Genomic DNA, 17,143 nt, shown 5'->3' with positions numbered 1-17,143 from the left:
GCTTTTACATTCCGACAGCTCATGGCCACCACCCAAGCGGGTAGGTGGCATTTTCATTTTCAGCAGGAAACAACTTATGACATGGACATTCGAATTAAGCGCAACGCAGACACATCTCTTCTTCCAAAGAGTGCTTCAGGTCTTTGAAACGCAGAGAGTCAACATCCGCTCCTTTACCGGTGAAAGCAGTCAGAACACCATCACCATCACGGTGCGTTTCGACTGCGAAGTGCAACATGCCTATCGCATTGAAGCATTGCTTCACAGGCTCAGCGGCATGGACACCATTACGGTTCAATGCCATCCCTAAGATAGATGGGGCCATTACTGCTGCGCTGAAGTCTGCAGCACCACGGGCCCAATCAATCCATACTCCTGCACAATCTTTCGCTTGCGCACATCTGCGTCCAGTTGCGAAAGCCGATTGTTCAGCGTCGTCGCCACGCGCACTTCAATGGTGTTCGCACCGGCATGAAGATACTTACCCACGTCCGCGGAAGCACTGATCTGATTCACAGGCACCAGCTTCCCATTCACCTTCAACTGGAACGAATCCATTACCTCGCCCAGCCGCAACACGGAAGATCCGGACTTCCAATCGTTAGGCAAGTTAAGCGTTGTCGTGTAAGTGCCAACACCACTCACATCCGCCAACCCCGGAATCTGCTTCCACGACTTCAGTCCTTCCAACTCCACAGGAATCGCATCCTTCGAAGTCTGCGTTGCTTCCGCACCCGTTGCGCCATACTTCACAGCGGGCTTCCAATCTTCCACCGCAAGATGCCATCGCGCTCCCGTAAGGTCCATCGTCTTTCCGCTACCAGCAGCAGTCACCACAGCGCCGACAACAGCCGAAGTGAGAGGCGTCTTACTCAACGCGATGACCACTGCGTCATCAGCCGCGATATGCAGTGGCACACGCACACCACCCTCAACTGTTTCGAATCCCTTCAACGGCACAATCGCGCCACTCCACGCATCCAGCGCGTACGGCTTACCCTGCCCATGCAGCGTCACCTTGCCGTCAAACACCTTCGTCCCCGCGGGCTCAAACAAATTCGCAGGCTCACCCGCTGGCGTAACTTCCTGCTGGTTGTAGAAGAAGTAATACTGCACGCCGCGAGCCGCATCCTCGCGCCGTAGACTTAACACCTGCGAAGGAGCTTCTGGCTCTGCCGATGGATGAATGCCCAACGACAACAACAACGCAGGCACATCCCCTTCATGCGATACACGATGCACATTCTTCAACTGCATCAACGCGTCCATGGTCGACTTCACAGCAGCATCATCTTTCGTATCGCGTCCCGGCACATGATCCGGCGCCTTACCCACAACCACCACAGGCAATCCCGCCTTCGCCAGAGCGAGGATTCTCTGTGCCGCAGCCAGCGGCATCGCATCGCGTTCCGGATTAGCATTAGGCTGCTGCTCTCCATCCAGGATCAGCACCTTATACGCAGGCTTATTCGCTGCAAGCACATGATTCGTCACCGTCGCACTCGGCATCGCCAGCAACGCAGGATCAAGATAATCCCGCGTAAATCCAGCCTCCTGCAGCTTTGTATCCGGCCAGATGTGAAAACCACCCTTCACCTGCATCGGCTGCGGAAACGTATAGCTCAACATGTACACCGCAACGTCCACCTTCGCCGTACCCTGCGTCAGCACCTGCTGCGTGCGAGCGAAGTAATCGTTGTACGTAGTCGCATCAATCCAATTCGGATTACGCGGCCCCCACGCATTCGAAAATCCTGCAGAACCAAACGAGTGATATCCGGGCCACTTCGAATCCTTTGCATCACGATACGGATACACGTGATACACCAGCTTCGTCACACCCGCCACATACTCACGATGCATACGAATCACAGCATCCTGAAATGTCTGCGCATACGCCTTCGACACAGCGGCGCAACACTCCGTCGAGTACCAGGTGTTGCCCGTCATATGATTCGCCGCAGCAATCGGTAGAAAACTATCCACCTCATCGCCAAAGAACAATGACTCCGTCTCCGGCCTATCCAACACACTCGCCGCTTCAATCTCATCCGGCGTTGCGGCAACCACTTCACCATAGGGCTGCAAACGCAAACGCAGATTGTATCCATGCACCCACGCACGCATCGGCTTCAAATGGTTCTCAATCCAAAGCTGTGTACGCACCGCATTCAGATCATTGCGCACACGCTCCGCACTGCCATCGCTGAACGTGAAGTTCTGCGGGAACAAAGCAGCGGCACTCTGCAACAGCGAATACCCACGCCGCGCCTTGAACTCTGCCTCCATGTTGTTCGTCCACAACTCTGTCGGGCTGCCGCGATCCGCCGAATGCGAGTCATAAAAAATATCCCCACCATTCGCCTTCAGCAATGCCTTCACGTCCGGCGTCCAATCAGCCTCCATGCCGCGAATCAGTTCATCCGTGCCTGCTTTGCTAAACAGATCCGGCTGCGCATTAGCGCCCTGCGACCAGAACGCAACAACTTTCCAGTCACCACCGTCAGGAGCCTTCCAAGCAAGCTTGCCCGTAGTAGGACCACCACCCACTCCAGCCGCATCCTTGGCCGTAATTTGAGACGTCACATCCACAGCCGAAGAAAAATCCAGCGTAGCGACGCCGCTCTCGCAGGAAGACACACACTTGTAAGCCATCACTGCAATCAGCGTGCTGCGGCGAGGCTGCGGCGCAGGTGCAGGCCTGCCCCCACCACCGCCTCCACCAAACCCACGATTCACCGGCGGCAACGGAGCTTTAAAGGTCACATCCGCAGTCAGCCCGCCCTTCACATCCGACGCGGTAAACAACAACGTCTTACGCACGTTCTCTTCGTCCAGGCTGTATCCCTTCGGAGCCGTCGTCGCCCCATGGCTCAAACTCACCTTCAGCCCCTTGCGATTCGCCTCCTGCAAAATCGCAATCAACTGCGGCGTCGCCGGAAACGTTCCCTGCCCAATCTCCACGCCGCCAATACCCGCAGTGGCCATCGCATCCACTTCCGCCTTCAACTCATCGGAAGTCAGCCCATCTGGCGTATTCATCCGCACCCACGGCCTGTCCGACATGGACGGGTGCGCAAAGCTCTGGGCCGTTAGCGGAGTTACCGGGTTCCATCGCGTCCATCCCTGATTCGTTCCTGCAGCCTGCGCCATCGCGACACCCGGAACCCAAACACCCAATCCCAACAACGCAAATCTCAACCCCATGTAGCCAGAACCCATCACCAGAAGATCTCCTGTAAGGCACCTCATCCTAAGTGACCCCATACATCTTCGTGAACCGAATTTTCTTCTGACGCTCGCAGGCGCAATCTTTCATGCACAGAAAACAACGCGCATCGTATCCTTGAGTTCGTCATCTTTCATCGTGTACGTCCCCATAAAAGGAAGGAAACCCATGAAACGGTTTGCACTCACAGGATTGCTGCTGGCCTCCGCTCTCCAGCCTGCCCTGGCACAGATCAACGCAGGTGAACAGAAGCCTGAAGCTAGCCTGCCCTTCACCATGACCCAGGTGGCCACGCTGCGTTATCCCTGGCGCATTGCCTTCCTGCCAGACGGCCGCATGCTCATCACAGAAAAGGTTGGCGGCATGGTCCTCATGACGCAGAAGGGTGAAAGCATTCCCGTCGCCAACGTTCCTCCCGTGCTGTACAAGGGCCAGGGCGGTCAGCTCGGCGTCTTCCTTTCGCCGTTTTACGCAAAGGATCACAGCGTTTACCTCACCTACTCCGAACCCGGTGAACCGGGCGGTTCCAGCCTTGCATTGGCAAAAGCTCGTCTTGATCTAAAGCCGAACGCCGCAAGCCTGGAAGACCTGAAGGTCATCTGGCGCGACGGCGAACGCGGACTCGGCGGCCAGTTCGGCGCGCAGATCGCCTTCTCACCTGACAAGAAGTTCCTCTACCTCACCGTGGGCGAGCGTCAGCGCATGACACCAGCACAGGATCCCAACCAGCCCCTCGGCAAAATCCTCCGTCTCACGCTCGACGGCAAGCCCGCACCCGGCAACCCCTGGGCTGGCAAGACCGGCGCGCCGACTGTTCCTGTGATCGATCCGCCGTCAGACACGGAAGCCGCCAAGACCGCACCCAAGGTCCGCGACTACACCTTCCCAGGCCCCAACCTTACCCCGTCTGAAACGTGGACCAGCGGCCACCGCACGCCTTACGGCCTCGCCTTCGCTCCCGATGGCAAGCTGTGGGAAGCGGAGCACGGCCCCCGCGGCGGTGACGAGCTGAACCTCATCGAGAAGGGCAAGAACTACGGCTGGCCCCTCGTCTCCTACGCTGTGAACTACAACGGCGTGCCCATCCCCAGCCCGGACACGCGCCCTGACCTGCAGAAGCCCGTCATCTACTGGACGCCCATCATCGCCCCCGGCAACATCATGTTTTACAAGGGCAAGATGTTCTCGCAGTGGGACGGCAACCTGCTCATGGGCGGCATGGCCACACACACCCTCAACCGCGTCATCATCACCGGCTCCACGGCGAAGCCCGCAGAGCGCTGGGACGTGGGTAAGCGTATCCGCGACGTGGAAGAAGCTCCCGACGGCGCACTCTGGTTCCTCGAAGACGATGCCAAGGGCGGCGTCTACCGCGTAACCCCCAAGTAAGCCAGCAACAACCAAAGCCAACAACAGTGCCCACATCTCGATCAAGAGATGTGGGCACTTCGCATTGCGAGCCAAACTTTCCGTCAACCAAATCGTCATCGCAAAGTTGTACCCTTCTCAAGACCCGCCATGACGAAGCAGACTCTTGCCCTCGCGCTCCTCCTTGCCTCCACGCTTCACGCGCAGCAGCCGAAGCCGCTCACCTCATACATCGATCCCTACATCGGCGTCGACTGGGGCGGCAACACCTTTATCGGCTCCGCCATTCCCTTCGGCATGGTCAAGCTCGGCCCAGACATGGAGACGTTTGACCACAGGCCCTCAGGCTTCGGCTACTCGTCAACCGGCAGCATCCTCGGCTTCAGCCACACACATCTCAGTGGCGCGCAAGGCAAGTACGGCAACATCCTCGTCATGCCCACAACGGGCGACGTCACACCACTCGCCATCGCATCGCCGCGCGAAAAAGAAACCGCGCAACCCGGCTATTACGCCGCCACACTCACGCGCTACAACATCCGCGCCGAACTCTCATCCACACGCCGCACCGGCATCCATCGCTACACCTTCCCCGCATCGCAGAACGCACATCTCACACTCGATCTCGAACACTGCCTCTCGCGCGGCAACTCGCAGGGATGGGAAGACCAACACTTCGTCGGCGGTGAAGTCCACGTTACCAACCTGCATGAGATCACCGGCATCGGCCGTTACAGTGGCGGATGGAATCGCGGCGGCGAATACCGCGTCTACTTCGTTCTCCAGACCGACGCGCCCGTCACCACAGCACGCACATGGACCGGCAACGGCAGCAACCCATGGAAAGACAGCATCCCTGACACGTCCACCATCCGCATCACCAATGACCACAACGCAACGGTGAACGCAGAAACACCCATCGGCGCCATCCTCGACTTCAAAACAAGTGCGCAGCAACAGGTCCACGTGCGCGTCGGCATCTCCTTCGTCTCCATCGATCAGGCACGCAACAACCTGCGCGAAGAGATGCCCACTTACGATCTCGACGCAGCGCGTCGCAACGTCGTAGCGCAGTGGCAGAAACAGCTCGACACCATCCACCTCAGCGGCGCAACGGAGAAGCAACGCCGCATGATCTACACGGCCATCTACCACACCATGATGATGCCCGTAGACCGCACCGGCGAGAATCCGCTCTGGCAATCCACCGAACCTTACTACGACGATTACTACGCAGTGTGGGACACCTTCCGCTCCTCCGCGCCCTTCCTCACACTCGTCGCACCCGATCGTGAACGTGACCTCGTACGCTCATTGCTGAACATCTATCAGCACGACGGCTACATGCCCGACGCACGCAGCGGCAACGTCACCGGCCGCACGCAAGGCGGCAGCAATACCGATGTAATGGTTGCCGACGCCTACGTGAAACATCTTCCCGGCATCGACTGGAACACCGCTCTGCAGGCAATGATCAAGAACGCGGAAGTCACTCCCGCTGACCTGCAAAAGGAAGGCCGTGGCGGCATCGACGATTACAACAAGTTAGGTTACGTAACGAATAGAGACGAGCGTTCCGGCTCCCGCACAGTCGAGTACAGCAACGACGATTACTCCATCGCGGAAGTCGCCTGCGGTCTCGGCAAAGACGACATCGCAAAGAAGTACCTCGCCCGCTCACACAACTTTGAAAACCTTTGGGATAAAAATCTGGAAGAGGGCGCTGACGTAAATCCACGCGCCAAACGCAGCGTTCCCGGCTTCAAAGGCTTCACCCGTCCGAAAAATCCCGACGGCACATGGGCCGCACCTAACAAAGATGTACGCGGCTCATGGTGGAGCTTCTTCTACGAAGGCGACGAGTGGACCTACTCGCTCTACGCACCACATGACATGCGTCGCATCGTCGAACTCTCAGGCGGCCCGGAAGAATTCGCACGCCGCCTCGACTACACCTTCACCCACGGCCACTACGACGTCAGCAACGAACCCGGCTTCCTTCTACCCATGCTCTACGCATGGTCCAGCCACCCGGATCACACTGCAGACGTTCTGCGCCTCACGCTTGAAAAATGGTTCAGCGACACACGCAGCGGCATCCCCGGCAACGACGACTCCGGTGCCATGTCGAGCTGGCTCATCTTCAACACACTCGGCTTCTATCCCGTCGCAGGCCAGGGCATCTACATCCTCGGCACACCCGCCATCCCTGAATCCACCATCGCAGTCGGCAACGGCAAGACGCTGCATATCGTAGCGAAAAACGCAGGCGAAGACGGCCTCAACCGCTACATCCAATCCGCCACACTCAACGGCAAGCCACTCAACAACACATGGTTCCGTCACGCCGACATTGCGAACGGAGGCGAACTTATCCTCACCATGGGCTCATCTCCAAGCGCAACATGGGGCAAAGCAACACCACCACCCTCCATGTCCGATCCCGGCTTCAAACTCTGCAACTAACACACAAAAATTCACAAACAAGAAAAGGCGGATGCAATCGCATCCGCCTTTCTTATTCCTACTCACAAAACGATTAGTGGATATCAAACGCCTCAGGGCTAAGGGAAGGATCGCTCTTCAACAGAATCGTCTTCCGAGTCATCTCTTCCAGTTCCACAAGTCGCTTCGCATTATTCAGCTTCAGAGTCTTCACCACTTCCGGATGCACACGCAGCAGAACATCCTGCTTCTCCAGGTGACGATGCATCTTCCGCATCTCCACATAGATTTCATTCGCAACCGTGATGGGCGACTTGATCATGCCCGTACCTTCAGTGATCGGATCAGGAATGCACAGCGTGCGCTCCAGGCTCTGCTTCACACGCTTACGCGTCATGATCACAAGGCCGAAATCATTGAACGGCAGAATCTTCGATGGAGCACGATCCGTCTTCATCTCGTCCTCAAGTGCCTGCAGCACCTTCGCACGATTTTTACGGTCATCCATGTCGATGAAGTCGATCACAATGATGCCGCCCAGATCGCGCAGACGAATCTGACGCACAATCTCCGGAATCGCATCCAGGTTCGTCTTCACAATCGTGTCTTCCAGACGAGCCGTCTTACCAACATACTTACCGGTGTTGATGTCGATAGCCACCAGCGCTTCCGTCTGGTTGATCACAATCGATCCACCCGACTTCAGCCACACCTTCGACTTCAGCGCCTTATCAATCTCCTGCGTAATGCCGAAGTGTTCAAAGACCGGCGTCTCCTTCGTGTACAACTTCACACGACGCACCAGCGACGGCTGGAAGCGCTGCAGGAAGCGCAATACACGCTCATACTCCTGCTCCGTATCCACCCAGATCGCAGAGAAGTTGTCCGTCACCTGATCGCGCAGAATACGCTCGACAAGATTCAGATCGTGATAGATCAGCGCAGGCGACTTCGAAGACTCCGACCGCTGTTTAATGTCAGTCCAGATCTGGATCAGGAAGCGCAGATCGGTACGCAGCTCTTCTTCGCTCGCACCATCCGCAGCGGTACGCACAATGAATCCACCCTGCGCATCGCCCTTTTCAGACAACAGAATCGACTTCAAACGACGACGTTCGTCATCCGATGAAATCTTGCGCGACACGCCCGTGTGATTCACCGTCGGCATGAAGACAAGGAAGCGTCCCGGCAAAGCGATGTGCGAAGTAATACGCGCACCCTTCTTTGCAATCGGCTCCTTCGCAATCTGAACCAGAATCTCCTGACCCGGCTTCAGCAATTCGTTGATCGCCGGCAGGTCCTGCGTCTGCACTGACTGACGACGCCCACGTCCACGATCGCCACCACTGTTGCGACCTCCGCGACGATCACGTCCACCACGACGGCTGCGCTCGTTGCGTTCCGGTTTCGGTTCACTGGTCGAAGACTCGGAAGGCTCTTCCTCTTCTTCCTCATCACCACCGGCAAAGTCAGCCTCGGTGAATCCACCGCTGGCATCCTCTTCCTCGTCAAACTCTTCGGTCTGTACTTCCCGGTCCAGGTGCATCTCGTGCAACACACCGCCCAGATCCGACGAACCCTCCAGCGTCTCTTCTTCGTACTCGTCTTCTTCGTCGTCTGCGTGGCCAGTCAGAGCTTCGTACTCGAACTCATCTTCCTCGTCGATCTCTTCTTCGTGGAAGTCGCCATCGCCATACGCATGAATCTGCGGCTGGAACTCTTCTTCAGACTCCACCGGTTCCGGCGTGGTCTCTGCCTCAGCCAGCGTCACAGACTGCACTGCACCTTCAACCGCGACCGGCGTTGCAGGCTCATAGATATCCTGCTGCGCAATCGGCGATACACCCTGCTCTTCCACACCAGCAGTAACTGACAACAACTCGCCCGAAGCCTGCAGCGTAGAGAAGTTAGGTTCAGCAGCGAAATTCGGCTCCGCAACAGTCTCCGCTTCAGCATGCAGATCATAAGTAGTCGGGTCAGTCTCCGCACCCGTTTCAATGGCCTCTTCTGCAGCCACTGTCTCCGCAGGCTCTGCCGCCGTTACATACTCAACTTCTTCAGTGCTCTCGCCAATCGCATCCGTCTCGGCTTCGATGATGGCTTCCGCCTCTGCAGAAATCTCTGGCTTATCTGGCTCCTGCTCAAAGCGGCGAAGATCGCGGCGAGTCTCATCCTTCACACTCACGCTCTCGCCTTCAGAAGGCTCATACTCAACCGGCTCAGTGACCTCAACAACCTCGGTCACCGGGGCCACTTCAAACTCGGCCTCAGGTGCCACCGGCTCCGCATCTTCCACAACAGGAGCAACCGGCACATCATCGAAGGCCGCGCCAGCATCAGCACTCAGCGCCTCTTCCACCTCCGGCGAAAGCGCGGGTTCCGGAGCTTCTGCAACTGCAGGAGCAACAACCTTCGGCGCACGATTCTTATGGCGCGACAGCGTCTCGCCCGGCAACACCGAACCACCATCCCAACCCACAATCTCAATCGACGGCGTAGAAACCGTCACCACCTCAGCCTTCGGCGGCGCGTTCTTCCGTGCCTCTTCTTCTTCCGCGGCTACTTCGGCAGGGTCACGATACTTACGGATCGACTCTCCGGGCAGCACAATCGGCTCACCCGTCGACTCCGGCAGCAGGTCCTCCGGTGCATCGTATCCCGCATAGCTGTTGTCATACAGCGGAGCCTCTGCCGGACGGCTGTTACGTTCACCACGATCGCGGTCACGCCCACCGTTACGTCCACGACGATCCCGTCCACCACGGCCACCGCGACGATCATCCTTACGACCGCGCTCACGGCCCTGGCTCGGGTTATAACCCTGCGTCGGCGCTTCAGCCTCAGCAGAAAGATCAATCTCAATAGCGCTGGTTTCATCAGCAGCATTCAACGAGGTCGTCTCTTCGTCCTCGTCGTAACCGCCTTCAATCGTCACCGACTCGGTATCATCCGCAGTCGTTGCCGTAACCTCAGGCGATTCACCGCGACCACGACCGCGACGACGTCCGCGACGTCCACGCCACCGTCGGCTGCCACCCGTCCCCTCTGCATCAATCGTGCCCACGCCTTCAGTCGGCGAAGGTGCAATCGGCTCATCAAAAGAAACAGTGCTTTCGGTCTCTGCAGAAGCATCCGAAGCCTGGCGACGCTCGCCACCACGCTCACGATCCCGTCCGCCGCGTTCACGACCACCGCGCTCGCGTCCGCCACGACGACCACCACCGCCGCCACCGTTGCTTTCGCTGGAATCGAAATCTGCGGAGTCACCCTGCTCTTCCATGAAGTCGGTGACATACAGGAAGGCATCGCGCTCCAGGCCAATGTCGACAAACGCCGACTGCATGCCTGGCAGCACGCGGGTCACTTTTCCGTTGTAAATGGAGCCTGCGAGTGTGTATTCGTTCTCGCGTTCGTAGTAAATCTCCGCCAGTTGCTCGTCTTCGACGATGGCCAGCCGCGTCTCATGCGGCGTTGTGGAGATATAAATTTCCTTCGACATGTGTCCTGCTCGTTTCCGCTAACGGTTACGAGAGACTTCAGGTCAGTGCGGGAGCTGCGCTTGTCTTAGCGCGAAACAATCCCAAACGGCAGGGTGGGATCTGAACCAAGGCTACCCGAGCGCAGCACAAGCTCCCCCGAACGAGCGCCAAAACGCCCTCCGGGTGGTGATGGAACTCTCGTGTGCGACCAGTGATGCATTCCTGCAAAACCTCTTCGTATCAACTGCTTTCCGGAGTTTGTGACCACGCTTGCCTCCGTTACAAAGGGGTGGAGGCGGGGCCGTTTACCGTCCGGTGAAGCAACTGCTGTAGTTCAGAACTTTGTACCCAGCCGCCCTTCGTGACCCAATGGCCCGTAACCGGCAGCTTGCAATTCGTTACAACTAAACTTTGTTCAACCGCCCCGGCGACCTTTGCGCACGTCAGCGGCTACACTTCCCCGGCGGCGGCGAGACGCGCCAGCAGACGGGTTGAAACCTGCCTTTATTGTGCATCACCCACAGCGGTTCTGGCTACCGGATGACAGGTCTATTCATCCGGCGCTACCCTTTTCCCCTGAAGGACTCCTGCCAGCCATGAACCTGTCCCGCCGCGACGCCCTGAAACTCGGCACCCTCTCCGCCGCCGCCACCATGCTCCCCAGCGCCTTCGCCCAAACGCAGGACCAGGCGCAAAAGCTGGCCCCCACAGCCTTCCAGCCGCTCCCCCTGGGCGAAATCAAGCCCACCGGCTGGCTCCGCCGCCAACTCCAGGTCCAGGCCGATGGCATGGGCGGCCACCTCGACGAATTCTGGCCCGACCTCAGCAACAACAGCGGTTGGCTCGGCGGCACCGGCGAAAGCTGGGAGCGCGGCCCCTACTTCCTCGACGGCCTCTACCCCCTCGCCGTCCTCCTTGATGACCCCAAGCTCAAAGCCAAGGCCAACCGCTGGGTCGAATGGACACTCACCCACCAGCAACCCAACGGCATGATCGGCCCCGCCAGCAACAACGACTGGTGGCCCCGCATGGTCATGGTCAAAGTCCTCATCCAGCACTACGAAGCCACCGGCGACAAGCGTGTCCCCGAACTCCTCACCAAATACTTCCATCACCAGCTCGCCGAACTCCCCACCCGCCCACTGCAAAGCTGGGGACTCTACCGCTGGCAGGACGCAGCCTACGGCGTCCAGTGGCTCTACGACCAGACCCACGACCCCGAACTCCCCAAACTTGCCGCCCTCCTGCAAAAGCAGGGCTTTGATTGGGAGACCGAGTTCCGTCACTTCCCCTTCGAGCAAGCCACGGACAAAACCATCCTCGGCCCGCAGGGCTTTGACTCGCCGCTGCCCGACCGCGCCATGCAGGCCCACGGCGTCAACAACGGCATGGCCCTCAAGACGGCCGCCGTCCAGTACCGCTCCAACGGCAAGCCCGAAGAACACGCCAACTTCACCTATCAGCTCGCCACGCTGGACAAGTACCACGGCCTACCCAACGGCATGTTCAGTTGCGACGAACACCTCGCCGGCCCCAATCCCGTCCAGGGCACCGAACTCTGCACCGTGGTCGACACCATGTTCTCGCTGGAAGTCGCCCTGGCCACCTTCGGCGACGCCGCCATCGCAGACCGCATCGAGAAGATCGCCTACAACGCCCTGCCCGGAACATTCACGGACGACATGTGGGCACACCAGTACGACCAGCAACCCAACCAGGTCCAGTGCAGCCTCAACAGCAAACCCTGGAGCACCAACGGCCCCGAATCCAACCTATACGGCCTCGAACCGCACTTCGGTTGCTGCACAGCCAACTTCCACCAAGGCTGGCCCAAATTCGCCGCCAGCCTCGCCATGCGCACACCAGACGACGGCCTGGCCATCACCCTCTACGCGCCGTGCGAAATCAAAACCAAGGTCCGCGATACGCCCGTCCACATCACGGTAGAAACCGAATACCCCTTCCGCGACACCGTCCGCATCACCATCAACACCGACAAACCTGTTCAATTCCCGCTGCATCTCCGCGGCCCCGCATGGACGGATGCAGCGACGGCAACCATCGCAGGCCAATCCACCCCACTCAAACCTGCAGCCTTCACGCCCATCACGAGCGAATGGAAATCCGGCGACACCATCACCCTCAAGCTGCCCATGCAGCCCCGAGCCACCCGCTGGTTCCACAACTCATTGGCAATCGAACGCGGCCCGCTACTCTTCTCACTCGACCCCGGCCAAAGCTGGATGAAACTCCGCGACCGCAAACCCACCGCCGACTGGCAAGTCTTCCCCACCGGCCCCTGGAACTACGCACTAGCCGCAGACGAATCCACGATTCCAAAACTCAAAGTAGAAGAGAAACCAATCGGCGATCACCCATTCGCCACCGCAACACCCGCTGTAACGATCAGCGTCCAAGCCCATCAGATAGACCGCTGGCGCAGCACCGACGGAGTAGCCAACCCACTCCCAGAAAGCCCACTCGCAGGCAAAGACCTGGCCAGCGCCCGCCCACAAGAAACCATCACACTAGTCCCCTACGCAGGAGCCAAACTCCGCATCTCCGCCTTCCCACAAATCAGGACGTAAAACCCGGTACAAAGCACATATCGCTTTGCTATCGCGCGATAAAGCAATCCACTCCAGCCCCTCGGATACCCCATGTCCCAAGGCCTTCAGCGCTTCGCCATGCCAGATGGTATTCCTCACATAGTGGATCAAAAATGAGGACATAACTATCTTCTTCGGCCATAGTCACGCACATGCGCTTCACACCCGTACCAGCGAGCGATTCTTCAGGAGTGCAAATGTTTGCTTCTTCCCAATGAGGGTCAACAAGGCAGAGACGCATCGACTCGAGGTAGTCCGAAATCGTCTCAGCAGGAAGGGGATTTCCTATCGCCTCCTCGGGAATTTTGTACACATAATCTGCGATCTGGCGATCTAAGTCACGGCGAAGCCTCTGGAAAAAGTCTTCGTCAGCTATATTCGGTTCAAAGCTCGACGAGGTCTTCCGCATGACGACATCCTAATTGTTAGATACTGTCTTCGTTCTCACTGCAAGCAGGTTGCCCACTTTGAGATGGGTATTACTGGGTGTTCGTTCAGAAGGTTCTGCATATCCCAGCAACCAGTCACGATGCATGTTGATCGTGTCTGCGTTCAATACGTAATTCACCTCAGGCGCAGACCAGTCCGATAGAACCTCACTCACGATTTCGTCATGCCACTCGAAAGCGTCTGAAGCCAGCAATGCAAAAGCAACAACACTCAGATCACTTGCCGATAGTGCCCTTCTGACAAAAGCGTCACAAAGTTTTACGAGGTGTGGCCTCGTTACGCAGAAAGACTCCTGCATGTCGACGATCTGAACGGAGGACACAATTTGATCAATCTGCGCCACAGAGCCGATCAAATCTTGGCTCAATTCAGAGTCAGATCTTTGACCTAGAAAATATTGCCGAAGCTCTTGCTCTCGCATGCCATCAGGATACTGCAGCCTAGACGGTTTCTTTAGAGTCGCCCTACATAACCAAAACAGCCGCTCTGAAGTTTTGTGCGCTCCGCTTTCTCACAAAGGAAGGCTCAGTCGATAATCTCAGCGCGTTCCGTCTTGAGACGCTCAAGACCACCCTTCATCTTCTGAATCTGCTCTTGTGAATGTCCCTGCCACTTCGTAACTTCCGCCACAACGCGAAGCGGCTCACGCGATCGATAAGACAAAGTCGGGTTCCCGGGAAACTTCTTATCCGTCAAATTCGGATCATCCACAATATCCCCGGTCGGCTCTACCACGTAGATCCTCTCCGCCCCACCCCCAACAGATAATTCCGCACCCCATATCGCAGCATCCAGCGTTCCCGTGCAATACACCCACGACAGTACTTTCCCTTCTCCGAAGTTCGACGCGTAGCCAACAGTGATCAGATCGCCATGCTGAAGATCAGCACGGGTGCCATGAAAGTATTGCCGACGAAACCTGCTATCCACTTCCGACATAAGTTCAATCGCTCCTTTGAAGTGACGAAACGTCGAACCAGATCAAGTCAGCATCAGGTCCAGACGAAGCATCTTCCGCGGCGCATTCTTCCACGCCGAATGACGATCATGAACCAACACCCGGACCTTGCGGCAAGCCCACCCGCCTCTTGTAAACTAAAGATGGGCAGTGAGGATGTATCTCCGCCACCCACTTCAGATACAAGCATCCCTATCACATTCAATAAGCGCTCGTAGGTCGACCAAAACGACGATACAGCCAAGGGACGAGAAACCTTCTCGCCACACCTGACTGCATCTCGCACGCGACAATCATCAATCGTCGGCTTCTTAGTTCGCCTTAAACCAACTCCGCGACAACGTCAGCAAGTTTGTCCAGAGTCTCCATCCAGCCCTCAAGCTGACCGCTCTCTGCCGCGTCCTTCATCGGCTCATTGCCAATAAAGGTGAGCTTCGTCGTACCGTCTCCAAGATCCTCAAACAGAGTCATGTCGTACGCCCCTTCAATTGCCTCATGCTCTATTCCCAGTTGCGCGGGATCAATCTTGTTCCCGTCCACATCAGCAAAGTACATAAGCGAGACGATCTTCTCGTACGGCACAATCTCCAAATACTCAATCCCGTTCCAGAACTCTTGCCCTTCCGGCGACTTCGTGCAGAAGAGCGCCTTCCCTCCCACGCGAAAATCGATCTTGCATGCAGTCGTCGTAAATCCCTTCGGCCCCCACCACTGCACAACATACTTCGGGTCTGTCCAAGCCTTCCAAACCAACTCGCGCGGAGCATCAAACACGCGCGTAATGGTCATCCGCTCTGTTTCATTTGCCATGCTGTTTCCCATTTCTGATCTCCTCATTCTTCAGTTGAGTTACAACCGCATCCAGCCTGTCCAAACGCTCTTCCCAAAGTCGGCGATAGTTAGAAGCCCAGTCACTCACTGTCTTAATCGCCTCGGGCCGAAGCGAGCACACACTCTCACGCCCACGCTTCGTCTTCACAACAATCCGTGCGCGCACCAGAACGGCAATGTGCTTCGAAATCATCTGCTGCGACACATCAAATCGCTCGGTCAACCCATGCACCGAGTCCGGCCCCCGCGCAAGCCGCTCAACCATAGCTCGCCGAGTCGGATCAGACAAAGCCGCAAACGTAGTGTCCAATCGATTCACAACCAAATGGTAGTGGATTTCAGAAAGATGTCAAGCACAGCTTTTTCGCCTGACTGCCTGCTCTTTGATTAGGAAATCGAGGATGGGTAGATCACGAAAAGAAAGCTAATAACTATTCGGGCTTTACATCGACTTTCGGAGCAGCCTCAACCGGAGCAACCAACTTAGCCGCAGCCCGCACCATCCGTCGCACGGGCCACTCCCCACGAGCCATAAAGAAGATCGCTCCCACACGCTGCTTCTCCGGCCGGTAATACCAACGCTTCAACAGCGACAACTGATCCCCAAGCTCCACCATGTCCCGCGCACCAGCAGCACTATCCAACAATCGCGCGACAGCAGCAAGCATCCGCTCCTCCGCAGAACCCGAAGACGAACCACCAGAAGCAGCACCACCCTCAAGCGGAGTAGCCGCAAGCATCATCGGCTGCGCAAACAAGCTGGACCCAACCTCCGCCTGCTCCTTCGCCAACCGCACACCCAGCAACGACACACGCTCCGGTCCGCGGAAACATCCATCCGCAAAACTCCACACCGCCACATGCGGAGCATCATCCTCTGCGCGCGAAGGACAAGGCATCACCAACACCGCCTTCAACTCACTCAACGGCTGCACCAACTCATCCGCAAACGCAGCCGCAGCCTTCACCTTCGCAATGCGTCCATGCACCGCCGCGGCTTGCTCAAACTCCATAGCAGCAGAAGCTTCATCGCGCTCCGCCTCCAGAGCCGCAATGCGAGAGCCACCACGCGTCTGTAAAAAGCTCAACACAGCCGAGCATTCCGCGCTGTACTCCTCATCGCTGCATCGCATCTGGCACGGCGCCATGCACTTCTTCATCTCGCCATAAATGCAACCCGGATCATCCACCGAAGGATGCAGCTCCATGTAGCAACGACGAATCAGAAACAACTCCTCAACCGCCTCGCAATAACGCTCCGCAGCAGTGCGAGAAGCAAACGGACCAAATGTCGTTGTTAACGAACGCCGACGCAAATGGTTCGTCACATAAATCCGCGGATACGCATTCTCCGCTGCAAACCGAATCGTGAACGGAGGCAACAACCGCATCCGCTTCCGCGCCTCATCCGCACCAAACGCTAGATGCATCGCGCGATACAGCAACAGCAACGACTCAAACTCGCTGCCCGCCTCACGCCACGCAATCCGAGCAATCCGATCGCGCAGATTCAGCCGCTTCGTCTGCCCCTCCGCAGGCTCCAGCAAACGCTGCAACCGCCGACGCACATTCGCACTCTTCATCAAATGCGGACGATCCGTAGCGCTATGCCCAAACAGCCCCACCACCGCAGGCCCCGCAGGCAACTGCCTCAACGCATCCGCCGCCTGCGCCGGATCAAACGCAATCTCATGCTCGAAGATGGGTTCGACTGCCACTCACCGATTCTAGCGTTCTACCAAAACGCGAACACACGTAGCGTCGAGAACGGTGC

Annotated in this window: 12 protein-coding genes; 4 read left to right on the top strand and 8 right to left on the bottom strand. The window is 57.5% G+C overall.

What is annotated here, in order from left to right; translation table 11 throughout:
* Positions 1-76: 76 nt before the first annotated feature.
* Positions 77-310, top strand: a complete 234-nt coding sequence (locus BLT38_RS01540) for a hypothetical protein (RefSeq protein ID WP_083343593.1) — start codon at positions 77-79, stop codon at positions 308-310.
* 14 nt (positions 311-324) lie between these two features.
* Here the strand turns inward: BLT38_RS01540 and BLT38_RS01535 are convergent, their stop codons facing one another.
* Positions 325-3,222: a glycosyl hydrolase gene (locus tag BLT38_RS01535; RefSeq protein WP_172838103.1), complete on the bottom strand. Its 2,898-nt coding sequence runs from the start codon at positions 3,220-3,222 to the stop codon at positions 325-327.
* A 175-nt stretch (positions 3,223-3,397) separates the two neighbouring features.
* Here BLT38_RS01535 and BLT38_RS01530 point away from each other — a divergent pair, with 175 nt between their 5' ends.
* Both BLT38_RS01530 and BLT38_RS01525 read left to right on the top strand, forming a co-directional pair.
* Complete coding sequence (locus BLT38_RS01530) at positions 3,398-4,618, top strand: PQQ-dependent sugar dehydrogenase (RefSeq protein WP_083343591.1); 1,221 nt, start codon at positions 3,398-3,400, stop codon at positions 4,616-4,618.
* 129 nt (positions 4,619-4,747) lie between these two features.
* Positions 4,748-7,063, top strand: coding sequence for a GH92 family glycosyl hydrolase (locus BLT38_RS01525; RefSeq protein WP_083343590.1), 2,316 nt, complete (start codon positions 4,748-4,750; stop codon positions 7,061-7,063).
* A 73-nt stretch (positions 7,064-7,136) separates the two neighbouring features.
* Here BLT38_RS01525 and BLT38_RS01520 read toward each other — a convergent pair whose 3' ends face one another.
* Complete coding sequence (locus BLT38_RS01520) at positions 7,137-10,541, bottom strand: Rne/Rng family ribonuclease (RefSeq protein ID WP_083343589.1); 3,405 nt, start codon at positions 10,539-10,541, stop codon at positions 7,137-7,139.
* A gap of 633 nt (positions 10,542-11,174) precedes the next feature.
* Here BLT38_RS01520 and BLT38_RS01515 point away from each other — a divergent pair.
* Positions 11,175-13,109: a beta-L-arabinofuranosidase domain-containing protein gene (locus BLT38_RS01515; protein ID WP_231966680.1), complete on the top strand. Its 1,935-nt coding sequence runs from the start codon at positions 11,175-11,177 to the stop codon at positions 13,107-13,109.
* A 28-nt stretch (positions 13,110-13,137) separates the two neighbouring features.
* Here the strand turns inward: BLT38_RS01515 and BLT38_RS01510 are convergent, their stop codons facing one another.
* The 6 genes from BLT38_RS01510 to BLT38_RS01485 form a co-directional block, all read right to left on the bottom strand.
* Complete coding sequence (locus BLT38_RS01510) at positions 13,138-13,539, bottom strand: hypothetical protein (protein WP_083343587.1); 402 nt, start codon at positions 13,537-13,539, stop codon at positions 13,138-13,140.
* 9 nt (positions 13,540-13,548) lie between these two features.
* A complete protein-coding gene (locus BLT38_RS01505; RefSeq protein ID WP_083343586.1) occupies positions 13,549-14,001 on the bottom strand; it encodes a hypothetical protein in 453 nt (150 codons plus the stop codon).
* Positions 14,002-14,105: 104 nt separating this feature from the next.
* Positions 14,106-14,519 carry an NAD(+)--rifampin ADP-ribosyltransferase gene (gene arr / locus BLT38_RS01500; protein ID WP_083343585.1) on the bottom strand — a complete coding sequence of 138 codons (414 nt, stop codon included), beginning with the start codon at positions 14,517-14,519 and terminating at the stop codon, positions 14,106-14,108.
* 340 nt (positions 14,520-14,859) lie between these two features.
* Positions 14,860-15,348, bottom strand: a complete 489-nt coding sequence (locus BLT38_RS01495; RefSeq protein ID WP_231966679.1) for an SRPBCC family protein — start codon at positions 15,346-15,348, stop codon at positions 14,860-14,862.
* Positions 15,338-15,688, bottom strand: a complete 351-nt coding sequence (locus BLT38_RS01490; protein ID WP_269456829.1) for an ArsR/SmtB family transcription factor — start codon at positions 15,686-15,688, stop codon at positions 15,338-15,340. Before BLT38_RS01490 ends, BLT38_RS01495 begins: the two co-directional genes overlap by 11 nt.
* Before the next feature lie 112 nt (positions 15,689-15,800).
* Positions 15,801-17,087 (bottom strand): UvrB/UvrC motif-containing protein, encoded by a 1,287-nt coding sequence (locus BLT38_RS01485; protein WP_083343582.1) that lies wholly within the window; start codon positions 17,085-17,087, stop codon positions 15,801-15,803.
* Between the last annotated feature and the right edge of the window lie 56 nt (positions 17,088-17,143).

The organism is Terriglobus roseus, assembly GCF_900102185.1.
Lineage (GTDB): Bacteria > Acidobacteriota > Terriglobia > Terriglobales > Acidobacteriaceae > Terriglobus > Terriglobus roseus_A.
This window is presented reverse-complemented; position numbering and strand designations above follow the sequence as displayed.